This window comes from Enterocloster citroniae (genome assembly GCF_040545455.1).
GTDB classification, from domain to species: Bacteria; Bacillota; Clostridia; order Lachnospirales; family Lachnospiraceae; genus Enterocloster; species Enterocloster citroniae.
Genome location: NZ_JBEPLZ010000009.1, coordinates 104,123 through 124,769, shown reverse-complemented (window position 1 = coordinate 124,769; position 20,647 = coordinate 104,123). Strand labels below are relative to the sequence as shown.

Annotated in this window: 17 protein-coding genes; 13 read left to right on the top strand and 4 right to left on the bottom strand. The window is 50.6% G+C overall.

The genetic code is table 11. From position 1 onward, the window contains the following. Nucleotides 1-23: 23 nt before the first annotated feature. Both ABID13_RS14190 and ABID13_RS14185 read left to right on the top strand, forming a co-directional pair. Entirely contained in the window at nucleotides 24-542 is a 519-nt protein-coding gene (locus ABID13_RS14190) for a peptidylprolyl isomerase (protein WP_007866607.1), read from the top strand. A gap of 24 nt (nucleotides 543-566) precedes the next feature. After that, complete coding sequence (locus tag ABID13_RS14185) at nucleotides 567-1,424, top strand: GNAT family N-acetyltransferase (protein WP_007866604.1); 858 nt, start codon at nucleotides 567-569, stop codon at nucleotides 1,422-1,424. On the opposite strand, the gene ABID13_RS14180 is transcribed toward ABID13_RS14185, so the two are convergent. Next, on the bottom strand, nucleotides 1,339-2,010 hold the full coding sequence (locus ABID13_RS14180; protein ID WP_007866602.1) for a hypothetical protein: 672 nt from the start codon (nucleotides 2,008-2,010) through the stop codon (nucleotides 1,339-1,341). The genes ABID13_RS14185 and ABID13_RS14180 overlap by 86 nt on opposite strands. 219 nt (nucleotides 2,011-2,229) lie before the next feature. Between ABID13_RS14180 and ABID13_RS14175 the strand changes: the two genes are divergently transcribed. From ABID13_RS14175 to ABID13_RS14160, 4 genes are all read left to right on the top strand, one after another. Next, nucleotides 2,230-2,964, top strand: a complete 735-nt coding sequence (locus ABID13_RS14175) for a YesL family protein (protein WP_045093516.1) — start codon at nucleotides 2,230-2,232, stop codon at nucleotides 2,962-2,964. Between the two features lie 184 nt (nucleotides 2,965-3,148). Next, entirely contained in the window at nucleotides 3,149-4,045 is an 897-nt protein-coding gene (gene ispE / locus ABID13_RS14170; protein WP_007866596.1) for a 4-(cytidine 5'-diphospho)-2-C-methyl-D-erythritol kinase, read from the top strand. A 48-nt stretch (nucleotides 4,046-4,093) separates the two neighbouring features. Next, entirely contained in the window at nucleotides 4,094-4,801 is a 708-nt protein-coding gene (locus ABID13_RS14165) for a GntR family transcriptional regulator (RefSeq protein ID WP_048930116.1), read from the top strand. Beyond that, nucleotides 4,801-5,037: a hypothetical protein gene (locus tag ABID13_RS14160; RefSeq protein ID WP_048929944.1), complete on the top strand. Its 237-nt coding sequence runs from the start codon at nucleotides 4,801-4,803 to the stop codon at nucleotides 5,035-5,037. Before ABID13_RS14165 ends, ABID13_RS14160 begins: the two co-directional genes overlap by 1 nt. Before the next feature lie 20 nt (nucleotides 5,038-5,057). Here the strand turns inward: ABID13_RS14160 and spoIIR are convergent, their stop codons facing one another. Further along, entirely contained in the window at nucleotides 5,058-5,693 is a 636-nt protein-coding gene (spoIIR, locus tag ABID13_RS14155; protein WP_048929943.1) for a stage II sporulation protein R, read from the bottom strand. Between the two features lie 144 nt (nucleotides 5,694-5,837). Between spoIIR and ABID13_RS14150 the strand changes: the two genes are divergently transcribed. Together ABID13_RS14150 and ABID13_RS14145 are read left to right on the top strand one after the other, a co-directional pair. Then, nucleotides 5,838-6,899 (top strand): D-alanine--D-alanine ligase family protein, encoded by a 1,062-nt coding sequence (locus ABID13_RS14150; RefSeq protein ID WP_048929942.1) that lies wholly within the window; start codon nucleotides 5,838-5,840, stop codon nucleotides 6,897-6,899. Between the two features lie 115 nt (nucleotides 6,900-7,014). After that, nucleotides 7,015-7,464: a YwiB family protein gene (locus ABID13_RS14145; RefSeq protein WP_007866574.1), complete on the top strand. Its 450-nt coding sequence runs from the start codon at nucleotides 7,015-7,017 to the stop codon at nucleotides 7,462-7,464. A gap of 108 nt (nucleotides 7,465-7,572) precedes the next feature. Here the strand turns inward: ABID13_RS14145 and ABID13_RS14140 are convergent, their stop codons facing one another. After that, nucleotides 7,573-8,022 carry a hypothetical protein gene (locus tag ABID13_RS14140; RefSeq protein ID WP_007866573.1) on the bottom strand — a complete coding sequence of 150 codons (450 nt, stop codon included), beginning with the start codon at nucleotides 8,020-8,022 and terminating at the stop codon, nucleotides 7,573-7,575. A gap of 507 nt (nucleotides 8,023-8,529) precedes the next feature. Here ABID13_RS14140 and rpoB point away from each other — a divergent pair. Then, nucleotides 8,530-12,408: a DNA-directed RNA polymerase subunit beta gene (gene rpoB, locus ABID13_RS14135; RefSeq protein ID WP_082173883.1), complete on the top strand. Its 3,879-nt coding sequence runs from the start codon at nucleotides 8,530-8,532 to the stop codon at nucleotides 12,406-12,408. A 10-nt stretch (nucleotides 12,409-12,418) separates the two neighbouring features. Beyond that, a complete protein-coding gene (rpoC, locus tag ABID13_RS14130; RefSeq protein WP_007866571.1) occupies nucleotides 12,419-16,120 on the top strand; it encodes a DNA-directed RNA polymerase subunit beta' in 3,702 nt (1,233 codons plus the stop codon). Nucleotides 16,121-16,336: 216 nt separating this feature from the next. Here the strand turns inward: rpoC and ABID13_RS14125 are convergent, their stop codons facing one another. Next, the gene (locus ABID13_RS14125) at nucleotides 16,337-17,230 is read right to left on the bottom strand and encodes a LysR family transcriptional regulator (RefSeq protein WP_270279512.1); all 894 of its coding nucleotides are present in this window, start codon (nucleotides 17,228-17,230) and stop codon (nucleotides 16,337-16,339) included. Between the two features lie 218 nt (nucleotides 17,231-17,448). On the opposite strand from ABID13_RS14125, the gene ABID13_RS14120 reads away from it, so the two are divergent. Genes ABID13_RS14120 through ABID13_RS14110 form a run of 3 tightly spaced genes read left to right on the top strand, consistent with a single transcriptional unit; the run spans nucleotide 17,449 to nucleotide 20,634 of the window. Then, nucleotides 17,449-18,894: an ABC transporter substrate-binding protein gene (locus tag ABID13_RS14120; RefSeq protein ID WP_007866569.1), complete on the top strand. Its 1,446-nt coding sequence runs from the start codon at nucleotides 17,449-17,451 to the stop codon at nucleotides 18,892-18,894. 11 nt (nucleotides 18,895-18,905) lie between these two features. After that, nucleotides 18,906-19,799, top strand: coding sequence for a carbohydrate ABC transporter permease (locus tag ABID13_RS14115; protein ID WP_007866568.1), 894 nt, complete (start codon nucleotides 18,906-18,908; stop codon nucleotides 19,797-19,799). Next, complete coding sequence (locus ABID13_RS14110; RefSeq protein WP_007866567.1) at nucleotides 19,792-20,634, top strand: carbohydrate ABC transporter permease; 843 nt, start codon at nucleotides 19,792-19,794, stop codon at nucleotides 20,632-20,634. The genes ABID13_RS14115 and ABID13_RS14110 overlap by 8 nt, the downstream gene beginning before the upstream one ends. The last annotated feature ends 13 nt before the right edge of the window (nucleotides 20,635-20,647 follow it).

The following is a 20,647-nucleotide window of genomic DNA, read 5'->3' as shown; positions in this document are numbered from 1 at the left end:
GTTGATAAAAGGAGAATAGTAAGATGGCAAATCCAGTAGTTACCATTACCATGGACAATGGGGATGTGATGAAGGCTGAGTTATATCCGCAGATCGCACCCAATACAGTTAACAACTTCATCAGCCTTGTAAACAAGGGCTTTTATGACGGGAAGATCTTCCACCGTGTAATCAGCGGATTCATGATCCAGGGCGGATGCCCCAACGGAAACGGTATGGGCGGTCCGGGCTACTCTATCAAGGGAGAGTTTTCGCAGAATGGTTTTAAGAATGATTTAAAGCACACGGCAGGCGTTCTTTCCATGGCCAGATCCATGATGCCGGACTCTGCCGGCTCCCAGTTCTTTATCATGCATGCCACTTCCCCGCATCTGGACGGTGCCTATGCCGGATTTGGAAAGGTGACAGAGGGTATGGATGTTGTGAACAAGATCGCGGATGTGCAGACGGATTATAATGACCGTCCCATGAAGGAGCAGAAGATCAAGTCCATGACAGTGGAAACCTTTGGGGAGACATATCCGGAACCGGAGACAGTGTAAGCAACAGTAAAAGGCAGGCCGTGTATGGTAATCGAATATAGGATCCAACTGGATGGAGTATCCCATCCGGTGATTATATCTGATGAGCCTGAGGCCCTTCTGGCAGCGCAAGCAGCCGGGAGGGCCATTATTGGCGTTCAGGGAGATGGAAATAAATGGTATTTAAAGGGCGTTTCCTATGTTATTCCCGGGTTTGAGGATGCCAGCCGGGAACTGGCACAGCTGGTGCTGCGCCGGCATCTGGGGCTGCCCTGGCTCATTGCCTCCACAGGAAGGCTGGTCATACGGGAGTTTGTGGAGGAGGATGCGGATCATATACCTGAGGAGGAGTACGGTGCCCAGGAGGGCGTGTTCCGTTCCCGGGAGCTTCTGGCCCTATACATAGACAGGCAGTATGGATTTTACGAATACGGGACCTGGGCCCTGACGGAGAAAGAGACGGATGTGCTGGTGGGAATGGCCGGGGTCTCCAATCCCAGGCTTCCGGAGGAGATGGAGGAGCTTTTATACCAAAACGATCCGGACCGGACCGTGCCGTGGCTGGAGCTGGGATATCACATTTTCCGGCCGTACAGGCGCCGGGGGTATGGGGCCGAGGCTGTTTCCGCCATCATGGACTATGCCCATGAGGTGCTGGATGTCAGGCTGTGCGCCCTGATCGATGAAAAAAACCAGGCGAGCCGCGCGATGGCGGAACGCCTGGGAATGGAATGTATCAGAGAAACCCGCATTCTGCCCCCAATCAGGGAAGCAGATAACCGATCACCAACCGGGGATGCAGGTACCCAACCACCGGTCAGGGAAACAGGTACCCGACCATCACAAGGGCAGCTTCTTTATGCGGAGCGCTGGATATCACCGCCAGATAGGGAGGATCCATAAGGATCCCGGTTTCCTGGGCAAAGGCGGTATCCTCCAGGGAAATGGCAAAGGGCTGTAAGCTGCCCTGTTCATCATTGGCACGGTATATATGGTCCTTCACCTTGTGGTAAAGTTCGGGAGGCAGATACTCCTCCAGGTTCTGATATGCATTGATGGAGGCATAGTGGTCAATGGAGGCCTGGTCCCCTATGACCACATCCAGTGACCTGCTGGCCACCAGTGCGGATATCTTGGCAAGAGTTGCATAATCGTACTGGGACATGCTGTCTTCACTAAAGCTTGCAGACAGGCCTTCGTTGAATTCGATCAGGTCCTTGCTGCCGCATCCAAGGGCCTCCTTAAGCCCTGCCTCCAGACCGGCGGTGGAACTGGTGGTTCCCGCCCTATCATTGATGACGGCTATGGACAGCCGGGTGGTAAAAGTCTGGCGGTAGATCATGGTGCCCACGGTCCACAGGGCGCCGGCTGCCAGTATCAGGGCCAGGATGTGGAATTTATAATATTCCCATACATACCATGCCCTGTCCTTCCAGGACATGTTCTTTAACTTTTGTTTCTCAGCCTCAGCTTCTTTTCTTACGGACATAGAAATGCTGTTCCTTCCATTTTATGTATTGTTCATATGGTATTTCCTGTTAGTATACCATAGAATGGGAAAAGGGGCACATTAAAAATTTATGAAAATGATTGATATATGGCGCAGGGGGGTAGGGCATGTTATAACTCTTTGCATTTTCTGTTTAATATGATAGAATAGTTCTGAAGTGTGTTTGAAAATCTATTTACAGAAAGAAGAGGACGGTATATGTTGCAAGGTTTATTCAATTATGACAATCCGGTGTGGAGGTTCATAGGCAAGCTGGGAGATCTGATCCTCCTCAACATCCTGTGGATCATTTGCTCCATCCCTGTGTTCACCATTGGCGCTTCCACCACGGCCGTATATTATGTAACCCTGAAACTGGCAAGGGATGAGGATGATTCCACCATCCGTTCCTTTTTCCGGTCCTTTAAGAATAATTTTAAGCAGGCAACTGCCATCTGGCTCATCCTGCTGGCGGCAGGACTGGTGCTGTCGGTGGACTTCTGGTTTTTTATCAGCGGACAGATGGCCCTTGGAGGTATGTTAAAGACAGTTCTCACCGCTGTGTCAGGGGGAATGCTTTTAATCTACATGTTTATCCTCACCTACGTATTCCCACTGCAGGCCAGGTTCTATAACCCGGTAAAGCGGACCATCATGAACGCGTTCTTTATGTCGGTGCGGCATCTGCTGCAGACCATTGGCATCCTTGTCATTGATGCGGGCATGGTGGCCGCCTCCTATTTCAGCCTGTTTTACCTGCCCCAGGCTTCCATGCTCCTGATGCTTTTTGGAATGCCGCTGATTGCGTTTGTCAATTCTTACTTTTTTACCATGATCTTTAAGAAGTACATTCCCAAGGAAGATGAGGACAAGGTACATTCTGATTCCACGCCCATGCTGGGTGAGGAGGATGAGGCCATGAAAAAGGCAATTGAAAATTTAAAGAGCAGATAATCTCCGGCCGGCAGAAAAAAATCTGCCGGTTTTTTCATTTTTAACTTGAAAAAAACCTGAAAGTATTGTATACAATATAATGTATTATAAAAACAGAAATACAAACAATTTGTAACAGTTCAGAACAGAGGGAAAATGAATGTCCTGAACAGTGTCAGCAATTTACATATAGAGGAGCGCAGGTATGATTACACATTTACGCTTAAAAGCATATGGAAAGATCAATTTGGCCCTGGATGTGCTGGGCAGGCGCCAGGACGGATACCACGAAGTGCGGATGATCATGCAGACCGTTGGGCTTCATGACCGCATTGACCTGTACCGGACCAGCGAGCCGGGCATACGGATTGAGACCAACCTGTTCTATCTGCCTACCAATGAGCAGAATCTGGCTTACAGGGCTGCAAAGCTTCTGATGGATGAGTTCCATATCAGGCAGGGGGTTGCCATTCATCTGCGCAAGTTCATTCCCGTGTCCGCGGGCATGGCAGGCGGAAGCACGGACGCTGCCTCGGTGCTGTTTGGCGTGAACAAGATGTTCGGGCTTGGCCTTACCACCAGGGATCTGATGGAGAGAGGCGTGACGCTGGGGGCTGACATCCCGTACTGCCTGATGCGGGGAACCGCTCTTTCCGAGGGGATCGGTGAAAAGCTCTCCGAGCTGCCTCCCATGCCACAGTGCCAGGTGCTCATAGCAAAACCGGGTATCAGCGTTTCCACCAAGACCGTGTACGAGAGACTGGATGCCATGGAGCTGGCCCCGGAAGACCACCCGGATATAGACGGAATGGTGGATGCGATCCGCCGCCGGGACCTGATGGAGGTGGCCGGTAAATTCGGCAATGTGTTGGAACTGGTAACCGGGGAAACGTATCCGGTGATTGCAAAGATCGAACAGGTGATGCGGGATTACGGGGCGGTAAACGCCATGATGAGCGGCAGCGGTCCCACCGTATTCGGGCTTTTTACCAATCCAAGAGCGGCCCAGTCAGCTTATGAGGCGCTTCGGTTTGGGCAGGCTTCAGAGCTTGCAAGGCAGGTCTACCTGACTAACTTTTTTAATGTGAGAAGAAATCAGTAATAGAGTATATCAGTCATGGCAAATCATGGAGGAAAGGGGTTTGATACAATGGAAAATAATTTTAAGGTTAACATGAACGAGTACCTGCCGCTGAGGGATGTTGTATTTAATACATTAAGGCAGGCTATATTAAAGGGGGAGCTGGCTCCGGGAGAGCGTCTCATGGAGATCCAGCTGGCGGAAAAGCTGGGGGTCAGCCGCACACCCATCAGGGAGGCCATCCGCAAACTGGAGCTGGAAGGCCTGGTGCTGATGATACCCAGAAAGGGCGCCGAGGTTGCCAAGATATCTGAGCGGAGCCTGAGGGATGTGCTGGAGGTGCGCCGTTCCCTGGAGGAACTGGCCATAGAACTGGCCTGTCAGAGGATGTCCGAGGAAGATATGGATGAGCTGGAGCGGGTCCAGGGAAGCTTCAGGAATGCCATTGCCAGGGGAGAGGCAATGGCTATTGCGGAGACAGATGAGCATTATCATGATGTGATCTACCAGGGGACAGGCAACGACAAGCTGGTTCAGATACTTAACAATCTTCGGGAACAGATGTACAGATACCGCCTGGAGTACATAAAGGATGAGGATAAGCGCCAGGTCCTTCTGGTGGAGCATGAGCACATTCTGAAGGCCCTGAGAAACCGCAATATCGCGGAGGCCAAGAACGCGGCCAGGGAGCATATTGATAACCAGGAGATCACGGTTTCCCGCAATATCAAGGAGCAGGAAATGGACAGCGCGGCTGTAGGCCGGGGGAGAAGGTAATGGAGGAAGATTTGGACAGGAAAGAAGCATTAAAAGAAGGAACCTTTAAGGAGCGTTATCTGGCAGGGGAGATCCCCTTTGAGGAGATAGACCGGTATATCAGCCGCTGGAACAACAGTGATGATCCCCGCACCCTGGCCCAGTACCTGGGCCTGAATGCAGAGGAAGAGGATGTGTGGATCGATGTGAGCGATGAGGCGCTTCAGGAATTGCTGGACGGACAGAAGACGCTTTAATATATTTTATTTGGGAATACTTATTGCAGCAGGTCCAGGAAACGGAACCTGACCCGGACCTCCGGTTTTTTACCGTCCTTGTCTTTTTGTGCCAGCAGGGAACGATAGTCATCCTCATCCAGGAGACAGGCCAGGGTCTGTTTGGAGGAATCAGGCACAACCGCGCGGATGGAATCCGTATAACAGAGGGAAGGATAGAGGACACACCACCAGTTGTGTCCTTTTCCGCTGCCTATGGTGATCCTCACAGCGTCATAAGTGCCGCAGGGAAATACCATGTCGCCGTATGCCTTGGTGGGAAAATAGTCCTGTGTGACTTCCAGTGTCACCGGATGGTCGCTGCCCTGGTCCGAAAGCCATTCCTCGGACATGGTTTCGATGCTGGTCTTATTGTTTTCCAACCAGGTTATGAGTTCCTCTTTGCCGGAGCTGTCCGGTACCTGGCTGTGGACATAGTCCAGGACCAGTCCTTTAAGACCCAGCTTAAGAGCCTGATCCTGGGCGCTGTTGCTTTCCGCCAATATATGGAAACGAAGGATTTCCGGGGCGATGCGGGAAGCCAGGGCCTCCTCCCCGGTGGTGCGGCCGGCCAGTGTGATGAGAAATGCGGTTAAAAAACAAAGTGCGGATATGCACAGGCTGATTTTGTATTTCATAATATGTTAAAACCTCCTAAAATCAAAGTTTTTTGATAAATTGGCCCTACTTGCCAAATTAATTTCTGTTTGTAATTATTGCCACATATGATATACTATAATCATGAACCAAGCGCATTTTTTGCGGACTAAAAGGAGACTGACATGAGCAAACTAACAGCTGCAGTTATATTTGGCGGACAGTCATCAGAGCACATTGTGTCCTGTATGTCGGCTGCCAATGTTATAGAGCACATAGACAGAACACGTTACAATGTATTGCTGGTAGGCATCACAGAAGAAGGACATTGGATCAAGGCGGACTCACTGGATGATGTGAAGACTGGTGCCTGGAGAGGAGGTACTGTGACAGCCCTGCTTTCGCCGGATGCTACCAGGAAGTGCATGATCCTGATGGATGGAGATAAGATAGAAGAGGTGAAGCTGGATGTCGTGTTCCCCGTCCTTCACGGGCTGTATGGCGAGGACGGCACCATCCAGGGACTTCTGGAACTGGCCCGGATTCCCTACGTGGGCTGCGGTGTTCTGGCTTCGGCAGTATCCATGGATAAACTGTATACAAAAATCATTGTATCGGACCTGGGAATACGCCAGGCGGAATACGAGGCGGTGTACAGGGAAGAACTGTCTGCCATGGACCAGGTGGCGGAACGGATTGAAAAGCACTTTCCCTATCCCGTGTTCATCAAGCCTTCCAATGCAGGCTCTTCCAGGGGCATCAGCAAGGCTGACAACAGGCGGGAGCTGATGGACGGACTTACAGAGGCGGCCCGCCATGACAGGAAGATACTGGTGGAAGAGACCATTGTGGGACGGGAGATTGAATGCGCTGTGTTCGGAGGAGGCACCAGTGCGGTGGAAGCCTCAGGCGTGGGAGAGATCCTGGCAGCCGCAGAGTTTTATGACTTTGATGCCAAGTATTTTAACGAGGACTCACGTACCGTGACAGATCCTGAACTCCCGGACGGGGCCGCCCAGCGTGTGCGCAGAGCTGCCATGGATATATTCCGGGCAGTGGACGGATACGGTCTGGCCCGCGTGGATTTCTTTGTAAAGGACGATGGCGAGGTGGTCTTTAACGAGATCAATACCATGCCCGGATTTACAGCCATCAGCATGTACCCCATGCTGTGGGAGGCCAGGGGGATCAGCAAGGACCAGTTGGTGGAAAAGCTGTTGTCCCATGGCATGGAACGCTATGCATAATGGAAACTTTGACGATACTAAGCTCATAAGGACCTCGCTGGGCAGGCGAAATGCGTTTGCACGTAAACGGCTGTAAGACAGGCACAGGTGACGGGCGAGGAAAAGAGGAAGAACTATGACGAAAGATGTGCTGATCACTATCAGCGGTATCCAGATGATGGACGAAGAGGACTCAGACGTCGAGATGATAGTGAGGGGTGATTACTATCAGAAGAATGGAAAGCACTACATCCTCTATGATGAAGTGATGGAAGGCTTTGAGGGCAAGGTGAAGAACGTGATCAAGATATCCCCGGTGGGGATGGATATCATCAAAAAGGGAATCGCCAACACCCATATGCAGTTTGAGAAGAACAAGAAAAACCTGTCCTGCTATACTACCCCCCTGGGGGATATGGTGGTGGGGATTCAGGCAAACAAGATAAAGATCAAGGAACAGCCTGACAGCCTGAAGGTGGATATTGACTACTCCCTGGACATCAACTACGAGCATCTGTCGGACTGCAGCATACGGCTGGATGTCCAGTCATGTGCCGGTTCCTACACACAGATGTCCGCTAATTAAAGTATATGTGCTGATGATGCGGGAATGTGCAGGAATGGTAAGCAGCGGTATGAAGGCAAATGGTATAAAGGCAAATAAAAAAGAAGCGGTTTGGCCGCTTCTTTTTGTTTACTTGTTCTTCCTGAATCTGGCAAAGAACCCCTTCTTCTTGGGAGGAGTCGGGATCGCGCCCCCGCGCACGCTTTTGATCTGGGTGATGTAAATACCGCTGATCACAACCTTGGCCTCTGTCTTGATGGGCAGGGATTCAAACACCCGTCCGTCCGCGATGAGAGTCATGACCTTAGGACCGATCTTAGCCTTGACCACCGGTACCTTTGCCCAACGCATGTACTTTGGCGTCTGGTCAGTCACTGCCTTTGGTAGTCCGGCCTGGGTAATCTTCATCTTCTTCTTGTCAATCACCAGGATGGATACGGTCTGGGCAGCCGCGTCTATGAGCTGCTGCTGCTCCAGCTGACGCTTCTGCAGCCTGTTCCCCAGAAAATAGAGAACAACCAGAACGACCACTGCAATGGCTAAGATTACAAGCAGTACGTGCATAATGGTATCTGCCATAAAGGTATACCTCCAAACTGTAAATATATTGTCATTCCCCCCGTTGGAGCCTGCTTGAAACATCATTGCACCTGTCTGGCTGCTCCTCTTCTCATATCGGATCAGCAGTCTCCGCCCTTGCAAACGGAGCAGTCAGACAGGCACAAATATTTTTCTGGCATGCTCTGGTACACCTGTTAATTATTCCACAACCCCAGGGGACATTCTTTAATAGTATATCATTTTCACCGGCAAAAAGCAAGTGAAAAATGCTTGACACCTTGACAGGGCTGTGTTATTATGGAGTGTGCACTATTGTGGTGAGGTGGGCTTTTTGCGCCCTTTGGTAAGATGCCCTCCGCCCAATCACAGAGAACGACAGTGATATTTTGTTTTGTTCGGCGCAATGTTACTGCCTCCCGGAGGGATCATCCCCCGCGGCAGCACTGGATTTCAGTGAAGATTGTATCAATAACAAACGGAATAAAAATATTACGAACCAAATTAGAAAACAGGGGTGAAACGTCAATGGAGAAAAGCAGAATACGTCCGGTACCGGCCGGGAAAAGCGTAAGAATGAGCTACTCAAGACAGAAAGAAGTGCTTGAGATGCCAAACCTGATTGAGATTCAAAAAGACTCCTACCAGTGGTTCTTAGCCGAAGGACTCAGGGAAGCTTTTGATGATATCTCTCCGATAGCAGACTTCGCAGGACATTTAAGTCTGGAATTCGTTGACTTTACATTGTGTAAGGATGATATTAAATATACCATCGAAGAGTGTAAAGAACGGGATGCAACTTACGCCGCACCACTAAAGGTAAAGGTAAGACTGTACAATAAAGATAAAGATGAAATGAACGAACACGAGATATTCATGGGCGACCTGCCTTTGATGACAGATACCGGTTCCTTTGTGATCAACGGTGCTGAGCGTGTTATCGTCAGCCAGCTGGTACGTTCCCCTGGTATCTACTACGGTATTGGCCATGATAAGGTAGGTAAGGAACTGTATACCTGTACTGTCATCCCCAACCGTGGTGCATGGCTGGAATATGAGACAGATTCCAATGACGTGTTCTATGTACGTGTAGACAGAACCCGTAAGGTACCAGTGACTGTTCTGATCCGTGCCCTGGGATTCGGTACCAATGCGGAGATTCTGGAGCTCTTTGGTGAAGAGCCTAAGTTATTAGCCAGCTTTGGAAAGGATACATCCGATAATTACCAGGATGGTCTGCTGGAATTATACAAGAAGATTCGTCCCGGTGAGCCATTATCTGTTGACAGTGCGGAAAGTTTGCTTAACAGTATGTTCTTTGATCCCAGAAGATATGATCTGGCCAAAGTGGGAAGATATAAATTTAATAAGAAGCTTTCCTTCAAGTACCGTCTGAACGGACAGGTGCTTGCAGAGGATGTGGTGGATACTTCCACAGGTGAGATCCTGGCAGAGGCCGGAACTAAGCTTCACAAGGATTTTGCCATGCAGATCCAGAATGCCGCTGTTCCTTATGTCTGGGTTGACGGACCTGACAGGAAGCAGAAGGTTTTATCCAACATGATGGTGGAACTCTCCTCCTATGTGCCCTTTGATCCTGAAGAGGTGGGGGTCACGGAATTAGTATACTACCCTGCACTTTCTTCTATTCTGGAAGAAGCTGGCACCGATCCCCAGGAGCTGAAAGAAGCGATCCGCAGGAATATCCATGACCTGATCCCAAAGCATATCACAAAGGAAGATATTCTTGCTTCCATTAACTATAATATGCACCTTGAGCAGCAAGTGGGAAACGCAGATGATATCGACCATTTGGGCAACCGGCGGATCCGCGCCGTGGGCGAACTGCTTCAGAACCAGTACCGCATCGGTCTGTCCCGTATGGAGCGTGTGGTAAGGGAACGTATGACAACCCAGGATATGGACGGTATTACGCCCCAGTCCCTGATCAATATCAAACCCGTGACCGCGGCGGTTAAGGAGTTCTTCGGAAGTTCCCAGCTGTCCCAGTTCATGGATCAGAATAACCCTCTGGCCGAGCTGACCCATAAGCGCCGTCTCTCCGCCCTGGGCCCTGGCGGTCTGTCAAGGGACCGTGCCGGATTTGAGGTGCGAGATGTACACTACACCCATTACGGACGTATGTGCCCCATTGAGACGCCTGAGGGTCCCAACATTGGTCTGATCAACTCACTGGCAACCTATGCAAGGGTGAACCAGTACGGCTTTATCGAAGCGCCTTACCGTGTGGTGGATAAGAGCACGGATCCGAATAACCCCAGGGTTACGGACGAGGTGGTGTACCTGACAGCTGACGAGGAGGATAACTTCGTGGTTGCCCAGGCGAATGAGGCACTGGATGACGAGGGGCATTTTATCCATAATAATGTATCCGGACGTTTCCGTACAGAGACATCCGAGTTCCAGAAAAAGTCCATTGACCTGATGGACGTTTCTCCGAAAATGGTATTCTCCGTGGCTACGGCCATGATTCCTTTCCTGGAGAACGATGATGCTAACCGCGCCCTGATGGGATCCAACATGCAGCGTCAGGCAGTGCCCCTTCTGACCACGGAAGCGCCTGCAGTAGGAACCGGTATTGAGGCAAAGGCAGCTGTTGACTCCGGCGTTTGCGTGGTTGCAAAGAATGCCGGTGTGGTTGAACGTTCCGCATCCAACGAGATCATCATCAAGAGGGATAAGGACGGCAACCGTGATGTATACCATCTGACCAAGTTTAAGAGAAGCAACCAGAGCAACTGCTACAACCAGAAGCCGATCGTTTATAAGAACGACCACGTGGAGGTTGGAGAGGTAATTGCCGATGGCCCATCCACATCCAACGGCGAGATCGCCCTTGGCAAGAACCCGCTGATCGGATTCATGACCTGGGAAGGATACAACTACGAGGATGCGGTTCTTCTCTCTGAGCGTCTGGTCCAGGAAGACGTATATACATCGGTCCACATTGAGGAGTACGAGGCAGAGGCCCGTGACACCAAGCTGGGACCGGAAGAGATCACACGTGATGTTCCCGGCGTGGGCGAGGATGCGTTAAAGGATCTGGATGAGCGCGGTATTATCCGTATCGGCGCTGAGGTGCGCGCAGGAGATATCCTGGTAGGTAAGGTTACTCCCAAGGGAGAGACGGAACTGACCGCTGAGGAAAGGCTGCTTCGTGCCATCTTCGGTGAGAAGGCAAGGGAAGTAAGGGATACTTCCTTAAAGGTGCCCCATGGTGCCTACGGCATCATTGTGGACGCAAAGGTGTTTACAAGGGAGAACGGAGACGAGCTTTCCCCTGGCGTGAACGAAACCGTGAGAATCTATATTGCCCAGAAGCGTAAGATTTCCGTTGGTGATAAGATGGCCGGACGTCACGGCAACAAGGGTGTTGTTTCCCGCGTGCTTCCTGTGGAAGATATGCCATTCCTGCCCAATGGCCGTCCTCTGGACATTGTGCTGAATCCTCTTGGCGTGCCTTCACGTATGAACATCGGACAGGTGCTGGAGATCCACTTAAGCCTTGCTGCCAAGGCATTGGGCTTTAACGTGTCCACGCCTATCTTTGACGGAGCAAACGAGAATGATATTCAGGATACCCTGGAGCTTTCCAGCGATTATGTAAATATGACATGGGAAGACTTTGAGGCAAAATATAAAGACCTTATTAAACCCGAGGTTATGGACTACCTTGGCTCCCATCTGGAGCACCGCGAACTGTGGAAGGGTGTCCCCATCAGCCGGGATGGTAAAGTGCGCCTGCGCGATGGACGTACCGGCGAGTTCTTTGACGGAGCCGTTACCATCGGACACATGCATTATCTGAAACTGCACCATCTGGTTGATGATAAGATTCATGCCCGTTCAACCGGCCCATACTCCCTGGTAACACAGCAGCCACTGGGCGGCAAAGCACAGTTCGGCGGACAGCGTTTCGGAGAGATGGAGGTTTGGGCTCTGGAGGCATATGGCGCTTCCTACACCCTGCAGGAGATCATGACTGTGAAGTCGGATGACGTGGTAGGCCGTGTGAAGACCTATGAAGCCATTATTAAGGGCGAGAACATCCCTGAACCGGGCGTGCCTGAGTCCTTTAAGGTTCTCCTTAAGGAAATGCAGTCCCTTGGACTGGATGTTCAGGTTCTGCGCGATGACGGCACGGAAGTTGAGATGGCCGAGAATATCGATTACGGCGATACAGAGCTTCGCGCCATGCTGGAAGGCGACCGCCGTTTTGCACCTTCAGAGGAGCCTTATGCTGAATTGGGCTACCAGGAACAGGAGTTCAAGAACAACGAACTGGTGACTGTGGACGAAGAAGAGGCAGCCGATGATTATATCGAGGAGGCAGATGATGAGGAGATCTTCCTGGATGATTCTGCTGACGATGAAGACGAAGAATAGAAGGGAGTAAATGCTCATGCCAGAAACTAATGAAACTTATCATCCAATGACATTTGATGCCATTAAGATTGGTCTGGCCTCCCCTGATAAGATCCTGGAGTGGTCCCACGGCGAGGTCAAAAAGCCGGAGACCATTAACTACAGAACGTTAAAGCCGGAGAAAGACGGCCTGTTCTGTGAGAGGATCTTCGGGCCTAGTAAGGACTGGGAGTGTCATTGTGGTAAATACAAGAAGATTCGTTATAAAGGTGTTATCTGCGACCGATGCGGCGTGGAAGTGACAAAGGCAAGTGTCCGTAGAGAGCGCATGGGCCACATCAAGCTGGCCGCTCCCGTATCCCATATCTGGTATTTTAAGGGAATTCCCAGCCGTATGGGCCTGATCCTGGACATCTCCCCCAGAACACTGGAGAAGGTGCTGTATTTTGCCTCCTATATTGTATTGGATGCCGGTTCCACCAGCCTGCAGTATAAGCAGGTACTGTCTGAGAAGGAGTACCGGGAAGAGGTGGAGAAGTACGGCGGCACCGGCGGTTTCCGTGTGGGAATGGGCGCTGAGGCCGTGCAGGAGCTGTTAAGGAGCATTAACCTGGAAAAGGATTCTCTGGACCTGCGCAAGGCCCTGGCGGATTCCACGGGCCAGAAGCGTGCAAGGATCATCAAGAGGCTGGAAGTGGTGGAGGCATTCTTAAACTCCGGCAACCGTCCCGAGTGGATGATCATGGATGTGATCCCTGTGATCCCGCCTGATATCCGTCCCATGGTACAGCTGGACGGCGGACGTTTTGCCACCTCTGACCTTAACGACTTATACAGAAGGATCATCAACAGGAACAACCGTCTTGCAAGACTGCTGGAACTGGGCGCTCCGGATATCATTGTCCGCAACGAGAAGCGTATGCTCCAGGAGGCTGTGGATGCCCTGATCGACAACGGCCGCCGCGGCAGACCTGTTACAGGCCCGGGCAACCGTGCACTCAAGTCCCTTTCCGATATGTTAAAGGGTAAGCAGGGACGTTTCCGCCAGAACCTTCTGGGCAAGCGTGTTGACTACTCCGGACGTTCTGTTATCGTAGTAGGACCTGAACTGAAGATCTACCAGTGCGGTCTTCCCAAGGAGATGGCTATCGAGCTGTTTAAGCCCTTTGTTATGAAGGAGCTGGTTTCCAACGGAACCGCCCACAATATAAAGAACGCCAAGAAGATGGTGGAGAGACTGCAGTCAGAAGTATGGGATGTGCTGGAGGATGTTATCAAAGAGCACCCTGTTATGCTGAACCGTGCCCCTACGCTCCATAGACTGGGAATCCAGGCATTTGAGCCGATTCTGGTAGAGGGCAAGGCGATCAAGCTTCATCCTCTTGTGTGTACTGCGTTTAACGCCGACTTTGACGGCGACCAGATGGCTGTCCATCTGCCGTTGTCCGTAGAGGCACAGGCAGAATGCCGCTTCCTGCTCTTAAGCCCTAACAACCTGTTAAAGCCTTCAGACGGCGGCCCTGTTGCCGTTCCTTCACAGGATATGGTACTCGGTATCTACTATCTGACCCAGGAGCGTCCCGGCGCAAAGGGTGAGGGCATGGTTTTCAAGAGCGTCAATGAGGCGATCCTGGCTTATGAGAACCAGGAGGCAACCCTGCATTCACGCGTCAAGGTAAGGGTCAACAAGACCATGGCGGACGGTACTGTGAAAACCGGTGTGATTGAATCCACCATCGGACGTTTTATTTTCAATGAAATCATTCCTCAGGATCTGGGCTTTGTGGACAGAAGCATCCCGGAGAATGAGTTAAAGCTGGAAGTAGACTTCCATGTGGCCAAGAAGCAGTTGAAGCAGATTCTTGAAAAGGTTATCAATGTCCATGGCGCTACCCAGACAGCCGTGACACTGGACGATATCAAGGCTATCGGTTACAAGTATTCCACCAGGGCAGCCATGACGGTTTCCATTTCCGATATGACCGTGCCTGAGAGCAAGCCGAGGCTGATCGAGGAAGCGCAGGCAACCGTTGACCGTATTGCCAAGAACTACCGCCGCGGACTGATCACCGAGGAGGAGCGCTATAAAGAGGTAATTGAGACCTGGAAAACCACCGATGATCAGCTGACCCATGACCTGCTGACCGGGCTGGATAAGTACAACAACATCTACATGATGGCTGACTCCGGCGCCCGTGGTTCTGATAAGCAGATCAAACAGCTGGCAGGTATGCGTGGACTGATGGCGGATACAACGGGACACACCATCGAGCTTCCCATCAAGTCCAATTTCCGTGAAGGTCTGGACGTACTGGAGTACTTCATCTCCGCCCATGGAGCGCGTAAAGGTCTGTCCGATACGGCTCTGCGTACGGCTGACTCCGGTTACCTGACAAGGCGTCTGGTAGATGTTTCTCAGGATCTGATCATCCGTGAAGTGGACTGCTGTGAGGGCAGGGATATCCCGTTTATGGAGATCAAGGCTTTCATGGACGGCAACGAGATGATCGAGGACTTGGAAGAGAGGATCACAGGACGTTATATTGCTGAGACCATTACGGATCCTGACACAGGAGAGGTTGTGGTCAAGGCTAACCATATGTGTACACCAAAGCGTGCGGCAGCTGTTATGAAGGTGCTGAACAAGACCGGCCGAAAGACAATCAAGATCCGTACAGTCTTAAGCTGTAAGTCCCACGTGGGTGTGTGCGCCAAGTGTTACGGCGCCAACATGGCTACCGGCCAGCCTGTACAGGTGGGCGAGGCAGTCGGAATCATTGCGGCACAGTCCATCGGTGAGCCTGGTACGCAGCTGACCATGCGTACGTTCCATACGGGCGGCGTGGCCGGCGGCGATATCACACAGGGTCTTCCCCGTGTGGAGGAGCTTTTTGAGGCCCGTAAGCCAAAGGGTCTTGCCATCATCACTGAGTTTGGCGGCGTGGTACAGATCAAGGATACCAAGAAGAAGAGGGAGATTACTGTAACGGACAACGAGACAGGAAATTCCAAAACCTATCTGATCCCTTACGGCTCCAGGATCAAGGTGCTGGACGGCCAGGTGCTGGAAGCAGGCGATGAGCTGACGGAAGGCAGTATCAATCCACACGATATCCTGAAGATCAAGGGCGTGCGTGCGGTTCAGGATTATATGCTTCAGGAAGTACAGCGCGTTTACCGTCTCCAGGGCGTGGAGATCAATGATAAGCATATTGAGATGATTGTTCATCAGATGTTAAAGAAGATCAAGATCGAGGAGAGCGGCGACAGCGATGTTCTGCCCGGCGTATCCATGGATGTGCTTGATTATAACGAGATGAACGAAGCATTGATCGCCGATGGCAAGAAACCGGCGGACGGAAGACAGGTAATGCTTGGTATCACCAAGGCATCCCTGGCAACAGATTCCTTCCTTTCAGCAGCATCCTTCCAGGAGACTACCAAGGTTCTGACCGAGGCGGCCATCAACGGAAAGGTGGATCATCTGATCGGATTAAAGGAAAATGTTATCATCGGCAAGCCGATCCCGGCAGGTACGGGCATGAAGCGTTACCGCAATGTGAAGCTGGACACGGATGAGATGCTTTCCGATGAGATTATGCTTTCCGATGAGGATGAGCTGGTCCTGGCCTCTGAGGATGAGAATGAGATGAATCTCACAGAGGACAATGTGGCGGAAGAAGTCCTGGCATTGGATGATATGGCTGATGTGGATGAGGATGAAGAAGTATAAAAGAAATTCCATCGGCCGGCCGCGTGAGATCCAGCGGCAGATTAAGGGATAAAGGGGCTGTGAATAAGTCCCGTATTATAAAAAAGAAGAACGCATTCAGGTATAGACACCTGGAAGCGTTCTTCTTTTGCTTTCCTCCGGCAGGCTGCCGGTATCTTCAGCGGAAAAGCCCCGGCGTTTCCGGCAAGCTTATGTTCCTCTTTCAATGGATCTGCATTAGTCGCTGTATGGGTGGGCCCGCCAATAGGTGACAGCCATCCGTATAAAGTCTTTGGCAGCATTGTTGATATAGTGGTTCCGGGCGTGGACGGCGGCCAGTTCCCAGCTGGCGTCAGGTCCCAGGGAAAAGTAGGAAACATGGCTGTTGGGCAGGGCGTAATATCTGGGGATGATGGAGCAGCACTGGCTGTTTTCAGTCAGCCGGAGCATGGTTCTCATGCTGGTGGATTCAAAGAGAAGATTTGGTTCAAAACCCGACTTTTTAAAAAGCTGGTCAATGACAACACGCATGGTGGAGGATTTTTTGACCAGGGTGAACAGTTCGTTTTTAAAAAGAGACAGGGATATCTCAGGATATTGGTCCGGTTCTGTTTTCTCCTTGTAAGCCAGGGGGTGGGTTTTGGGGATACACAGGTAAAAGGGCTCATAGAAAATAGTTTCGTACACCAGATGCTTATACTTTCTCTCGAAAATGGTCTGGAAGCTGATATCCATTTCCTTGGAATCCATCATTTTAACCTGTGTATCCACATTTGCTTCAATGGGCTGGAAAATAGTTTCCGGATACTTGGCATGGATGATGGGATAAATAGCTGTAAACATCTGTATCCCTCTCTCTGGTGTCAGCCCAATGGTGATGGTGCCAGTCCATTTTTTTGCCATATCCTGGATCTGGTTGTAGGTCTGCTTTTTTATCTGGAGGATCTGCTGGGAGCGTTCCACGTAGAGTTTCCCGATCTCAGTAAGCTCCCAGTGATTCCTTGTGCGGACAAACAGGGGAGCGCCCAGTTCTGTCTCCAATTTCAGCAGCTGCTGGTTCAGGGCGGATTGGGTCAGATATAACTCGTCTGCGGCTTTTGAGATGCTTTTATGCTTGGCAATGGTTATGATATATTCGATCAGTTTGCTTTCTATAACAAAAACCCCCTTCCTCTAAAATTAAAATATGGAAAAATACACAATGAACTTTAGAAAAACTAAAGAGATATTTATTTTAATTAAGTTGCTTTTCAATATACATATTTATATAATAAAAACATACAAAATGCAAGTGTACTAAATAAAAAAAATCATAAATATGTACAAATCAAAAAAGGAGGAAGTATTTTATGAAAAAGAGAAGGTTAATGCGGACTGTGGCAGCAGCGGTTATGGCTGTAAGCATGCTGGGGGGCTGCGGGGGATCAGGAACGCAGAGCACAACGGGGGCAGGCACCACCGCTGCAAAGGCAGAAGAGGGGAACGCGGCGGATACAACGGCCGCAGATACAGCGGCTGCCGCAGATTCAGCGCCTGCTGTAGAAAAGAACTATAACAGCACCTTTGATGTGGCGGGGGCAGGAGATGTCTCTCTGGATGTGATGATCACCTCCCTTGGGGATTCTGACGGGGGACCCTATTTAAGAGGTGTGATGGATGATTATATGGCCATGTATCCAAACGTCAAGCTGACACCGGTGGAGTGTTCCATGAATGATCTGTATACCACACTGATCACTCAGGCCACGGCGGGGACCCTTCCTGATATCTTCACCATGACAGAGGCGTATTCCGCTAATTGTCTGGAGATGGGAATGAGCGTCAGCAATATGGACCAGCTTCTGGGTGAGGAATACTTAAATGGCCTCATGCCTGCGGCTGTTGAAAATGCAACAGTGGACGGCACACTGGTTTATATGCCATGGCAGAATAACATTACGGCCATGGTATACAGAAAAGACCTGTTTGAGGAAAAAGGAATTGAGATACCAAAGACATGGGAGCAGTTCCTTGAGGCAGCCAAGGCTCTGACGGAGGATCTGGACGGGGACGGCAAAACCGACCGGTATGGCTGTGCCTTTGCAGGAACCAGAAATGATTCCGCCGAGTCCAGGTTCCAGACATTTGCCCTGACCTACGGCTGTGACTTTGTTACTGACAATGGGGATGGTACCTTTACATCGGGCTTTGGAACACCGGAGTTTAAAAATGCAATGACATCCTTTGTCAATATGGCTGCAAACCAGGGAGTAACACCTCCGGGACTGATCGAGACCGGTTATTCTGAGGCTTACACAATGATAGCGGCTGACCAGGCTTGTATGTTTTTCAGCGCATCCAATGTATTGGGAGGAATTTACAACGCCAATCCTGAGATGCGGGGTAAGATGGGAAGTTTCCCAATGCCAACAGCTGAAGGAGTTGACCCTGTGACTTCATTTTCCAGCGTGGGTATGACGGTCAGCAGCACCTGCAAGAATCCGGAAGTAGCAGCGGATTTCCTGAAATATATGACAAGCGTTGAAAATAGTGTAACCTGGAACGAAGCCACCTGCCGTCTGCCGGTTGTCAATGACGCATTGACGGCGATCTGTGAAAAGGATGAGGCATATGCCGGTTTTGCGGAAGCCTCTGACAGTGCGGTGATCTATCCTGCATTTGCAGGTCTTGCTGAGCTGAGGGATATATGCGGCGAGTGCTGGCAGACCGTTGTTTCAGAAAATGTGTCCATTGATGATGCGGTTGCTGCCGCTGCAGCCAAGGCGGAAGAGGTTGCAACGTCATACAGCAATTAGGAGGTAAGGGTTTGAAAGGAAAATTGCAAGGGATGAGCCGGAATAAGCTTAAGTCGGCGCTGGTTCCATATGGCTTTATCACACCGGCCACACTGACCATAGTTCTGTTGGTCCTATACCCTATCATGTACGGCATTTACATCAGTTTTTTTGATACCAACCTGGTCAATAAATGGAACTTTGTGGGCTTTAAGTATTATATCCAGGCATTGACAGATTCCTCATTCCTGCACAGCCTGTGGAAGACCCTGGTGTTTACAGTGACCGTGGTTGGAGGCCACTTTGTATTGGGATTTATATTCGCATCCTTCCTCAACATGGATATTAAGATGCGCACCCTTTTGAGGGGGATCCTGATACTGCCCTGGCTGTTCCCGGACGTGGTCATTGCGTACCTGTACAAATGGATCCTGAACACCCAGGGAGGGATCCTCAATGAGCTGCTGATGCATTTTAATATTGTATCTGAACCGGTGGGGTGGCTTACCACTTCGGCAACCGCATTTCCCTGTGTGATCCTGGTGAGCATCTGGAAGGGGTATCCCCTTGTTATGGTGCAGATACTGGCGGGAATCCAGACCATCTCAACGGACATGTATGAGGCGGCCAAAATAGATGGTGCCAATGCATGGCAGCGGTTCTGCTACATAACGGTTCCGGCTTTAAAACCGATCCTGACCACTATCCTGATCCTGGATACGGTGTGGGTGTTTAAGCAGTTTACCATGATCTGGCTCATGACGTCCGGAGGGCCGGGAAGTTCCACCATGGTGTCGGCCATTGAGATTTACAAAAATGCGTTTTCCTACTTCAAATACGGCTTTGCCTCGGCCCAGTCAGTATATATTCTTGTGATATGTTACCTTATAGGAGTTGTTTTCAGGAGGTTGCTGCGCGATGACTAGAACAAATAAGAACAGACTTGTATTGCTGCTGGGGTACGTGGTCCTTATTACCGGCTGCCTTCTGGTGCTGCTCCCATTGTCATGGATGGTGATTACATCCCTTAAATCCATGACGGATATTACCCTTTCCAGGGGCCTGAAGTTGTTTCCGTCAGGCCCCACCCTGGAAAACTTTGTAAATATATGGAAAGAATATCCCATTGCCACATACATTAAAAACAGTGCCATAGCCGTGGGGGGATCCACCATATTCGGCGTTGTATGCGCGGCTCTGTGCGGATACGGACTGTCCCGATATGAATTTAAGGGCAAGGCCCTGCTGCTCAGCTTTCTGCTGGTCACCCAGATGTTTCCGGCAGTGATGAAGATCATTCCCTATTATAAGATCCTGGTTTCCCTGCACTTAAATAACACCCGCACCGGTCTGCTGATCGTGTACGCTTCCTTCAGCATTCCGTTTTGTACCTGGATGATGTACGGATATTTTAAGAGTATCCCCACCGGACTGGATGAGGCCGCAAGGGTGGATGGAAGCAGTGCGTTCCATACATTTTATAGGATTATCATGCCCATTGCCCTTCCCGGGCTGGTGGCAACGGTCATCTATGCGTTTTTACAGAACTGGAACGAGTATATGTTTGCATCCGTGCTAATGTCGGCTGATGAGAAAAAGACGATCACCTACGCGATCAGCACCATGGCTGACGCGTACAAGATCCAGTGGAACTACCTGATGTGCGCTGCCATGATTTCCAGCGTACCCACATTGGCGGTTTTTACAGTTATGCAGAAATACCTGATCGCCGGTATGACGGCAGGTGCAGTTAAGGAGTGATGGTTAGAGGTGC

Coding starts and splice junctions, on each gene's coding strand:
- ABID13_RS14190 (WP_007866607.1), top strand. CDS start 24: ATGGCAAATCCAGTAGTTACCATTACCATGGACAATGGGGATGTGATG.
- ABID13_RS14185 (WP_007866604.1), top strand. CDS start 567: ATGGTAATCGAATATAGGATCCAACTGGATGGAGTATCCCATCCGGTG.
- ABID13_RS14180 (WP_007866602.1), bottom strand. CDS start 2,010: ATGTCCGTAAGAAAAGAAGCTGAGGCTGAGAAACAAAAGTTAAAGAAC.
- ABID13_RS14175 (WP_045093516.1), top strand. CDS start 2,230: ATGTTGCAAGGTTTATTCAATTATGACAATCCGGTGTGGAGGTTCATA.
- ispE (WP_007866596.1), top strand. CDS start 3,149: ATGATTACACATTTACGCTTAAAAGCATATGGAAAGATCAATTTGGCC.
- ABID13_RS14165 (WP_048930116.1), top strand. CDS start 4,094: ATGGAAAATAATTTTAAGGTTAACATGAACGAGTACCTGCCGCTGAGG.
- ABID13_RS14160 (WP_048929944.1), top strand. CDS start 4,801: ATGGAGGAAGATTTGGACAGGAAAGAAGCATTAAAAGAAGGAACCTTT.
- spoIIR (WP_048929943.1), bottom strand. CDS start 5,693: ATGAAATACAAAATCAGCCTGTGCATATCCGCACTTTGTTTTTTAACC.
- ABID13_RS14150 (WP_048929942.1), top strand. CDS start 5,838: ATGAGCAAACTAACAGCTGCAGTTATATTTGGCGGACAGTCATCAGAG.
- ABID13_RS14145 (WP_007866574.1), top strand. CDS start 7,015: ATGACGAAAGATGTGCTGATCACTATCAGCGGTATCCAGATGATGGAC.
- ABID13_RS14140 (WP_007866573.1), bottom strand. CDS start 8,022: ATGGCAGATACCATTATGCACGTACTGCTTGTAATCTTAGCCATTGCA.
- rpoB (WP_082173883.1), top strand. CDS start 8,530: ATGGAGAAAAGCAGAATACGTCCGGTACCGGCCGGGAAAAGCGTAAGA.
- rpoC (WP_007866571.1), top strand. CDS start 12,419: ATGCTCATGCCAGAAACTAATGAAACTTATCATCCAATGACATTTGAT.
- ABID13_RS14120 (WP_007866569.1), top strand. CDS start 17,449: ATGAAAAAGAGAAGGTTAATGCGGACTGTGGCAGCAGCGGTTATGGCT.
- ABID13_RS14110 (WP_007866567.1), top strand. CDS start 19,792: ATGACTAGAACAAATAAGAACAGACTTGTATTGCTGCTGGGGTACGTG.